The organism is Streptomyces dysideae (genome assembly GCF_001514305.1).
Classification (GTDB): domain Bacteria; phylum Actinomycetota; class Actinomycetes; order Streptomycetales; family Streptomycetaceae; genus Streptomyces; species Streptomyces dysideae.
In genome coordinates this window covers 1-2,268 of the sequence record NZ_KQ949174.1, presented here as the reverse complement: position 1 = coordinate 2,268, position 2,268 = coordinate 1, and the positions used below count along the sequence as shown (strand labels likewise).

2 protein-coding genes are annotated in these 2,268 nt (G+C 66.6%); one reads left to right on the top strand and one right to left on the bottom strand.

Translation table 11 applies throughout. The features are described 5' to 3' along the window. Positions 1-1,327 precede the first annotated feature (1,327 nt). The gene (locus tag AQJ91_RS57245) at positions 1,328-1,783 is read left to right on the top strand and encodes a hypothetical protein (RefSeq protein ID WP_234383484.1); all 456 of its coding nucleotides are present in this window, start codon (positions 1,328-1,330) and stop codon (positions 1,781-1,783) included. Positions 1,784-1,891: 108 nt separating this feature from the next. Here the strand turns inward: AQJ91_RS57245 and AQJ91_RS48185 are convergent. After that, positions 1,892-2,268: hypothetical protein (locus tag AQJ91_RS48185; RefSeq protein ID WP_199848229.1), on the bottom strand; the 377-nt coding region annotated here is incomplete at its 5' end.

Below are 2,268 nucleotides of genomic sequence, written 5' to 3'. Positions count from 1 at the left end.
CAAGCCAACGCCAGGATCTCCGAGGCGTTGAATGCGGCGCGGACGGAGGTCCTGACGGCGCAGCCGGGGAGCCGCTCCAAGAAGGCGCTGGACATCGCGACGGCCCGATGAACGTCGGCGGGCAGCGATCAAGGACGGCGCGCGCCCACGGCGCCAACACGCCACCCTCCAGGCAGTGGTCCAGGTTGATACAGACCACACCGTCGCCGTCCGCGAGGACGTAGCCGAGCCCGACACCGACCGGCGATGCCTTGGCCTCACCGTGCGCGGACCAGGAACTGGGCGACGCCACCGAAGCGAACCCGCCCTCCAGCGTCCGCGGCGCCTTCCGCTCATCGCGGCGCACCCAACGCCGACGGGCGGTCAACTCCCTGGGCAGGGACGCCTTCGGGCGTCGGCTGCGGTGCGCAGCGACCCGGCAGCGCGTAGAGCAGAAGCGAGGGATGGGACCACGGCCGGCGACCGGCAGAGGTGCGTCGCACCCATCGTGTTCACACACCGTGTTCGCCACGCCCTCAGCCTACCGGGAACGTGTAACGAGTAGAAGCCCCCACCAGGATCAACTCTGCTGACACGGAAGGTGAGTTCACGACTCCGTGTGATCCTCGCAGGTCACAGACCCGTACACGTCGCGCCTTGCTATGCCGCACCGTGGGCCCGATCACAGAGCAGAGAGGGACACCCCCACCCTGCAACGTTCACCCAGGTCAGAAGCCTGGAACATCGAGATCGATGCGCTTCGGCTTCGGCGGTTCGTTGTCGAGGAGACCTGGATGCGCTTCGGTCGGCCGCCGCCTCGTGGGCAGCGGTCCGCGCGCGGCGTGGGCCTGCAACGCGGTGCGCTTGCGATGGTGGTGGCCACACAGCGTACGGAGGTTGTCCAGGCTGTGATCCTCGGGATCACCGATGTGGTCCGCGTCAGTGCCGGGCTCGGCGCAGCGTTCGCCGTCCTCAACCCAGGTGCACTGGTGCCCGTCACGACTGAGGGCCTGGGTACGGAGGGTCTTCCAGCCTCGGGGGCGGGGTGCAGTACGCCAGGCCCCCGGGGCTTCCTTCCAACATCCGTCTGGGGAGGGGTGGTCATGAGCGCTTCCTCCGACTGTGTCACACGCCGCAGAAGCCAGATGTCTCCTCGTACGTGAATCGTTGAGTGCATCCCGGGCGCCCGTGGCTGCGCGGATCCAGGGCCTACAGCCCTGCGGACCGAGGACCGCCCTGAAACGTTATAGGTTCCCGCGAGGCGTTGCGCACCCCAGGGTTGGAGAACCAATCACCTTTGACGATGGGGGGCGTCCGCATGCGCGGCGCTATAAGAACCGCAGTTGGCATGGCCACCACTGGCCTGCTTGTCCTGGCGATGGGCAACCCGGCATCCGCCGCCACGATGGAGTACAACACCGCGTCTAGCGACAATTCGTCTGTAAACAGCTACTACTGCGCATACGCGAAAAACGGCGCCGGTTGGACCCTCGCCCGTGGCTGCTTCCAGCCGTCCGGCGATATCGTTTTCGCCAAGGACAACTCGGCGGACGGCTGGCCTGTCTACACCCTGTGGCAGAACGAGCTCAAAGACAGCAATGGCAACTGGGGGCTCTACCGCAACGGAAAGTGCTCGTGGTCGGGCAATGCACCCAGCCAAGGGTCCTGTAACAAGGACATGTACGAGTACAGCAGCAAGAACGCCCACGGCGGCGTGGGCAGTCGAGTGCGGGTCAAGTCGTGCGTCGCCGATCTCGGGGACGACACATGCAGCTCCTGGAGCACTTGGATCCTCAACGCTTGAGGCCCGCTCAAGACGGGCCCCTGTGTCCGGGCATGGCGGACTTGGCGGCCATGATCCACAGTGTTCAGCCGGGGAGGGGATGGCCATGGGCGCTCCTCCCCGGCTGGGTCATACGCCGCAGAAACCGGAGGTCTGCAGGGCTTCGTTGACGGCCTTGCCCTGGGCTTCGGTAGTGACGACGACTTTGTCAGTGAACCGCTGGGAGGCCAACCAGTCGAGGCGGCTGGCCTCGCCGTTGATCGCGCTGCACTGGTTGCGTGCGGCGTCGATGGCCTTGTCCTCGTACTTCACCGCATCTGGAGCGGCCTTGGCGATGGCGTCCAGGAGGGCCTGGCGGTCGGCGCCGGTGGGCTCGGGCGGAATCCCGGCCTTCTTTGCGGCATCGTCCTTCTGCTGCTGAGAGAGCCTGAGGCGGAGGCCTTCGGCGTCGTGTCGGTCTGGTCGCCGCCGTCCTCGCTGCTGCAGCCGATGAGGGCTAAGAAGGG

Excerpts from the sequence above, each read along its gene's own strand:
- AQJ91_RS57245 (WP_234383484.1), top strand. The coding sequence starts at position 1,328 with ATGGCCACCACTGGCCTGCTTGTCCTGGCGATGGGCAACCCGGCATCC.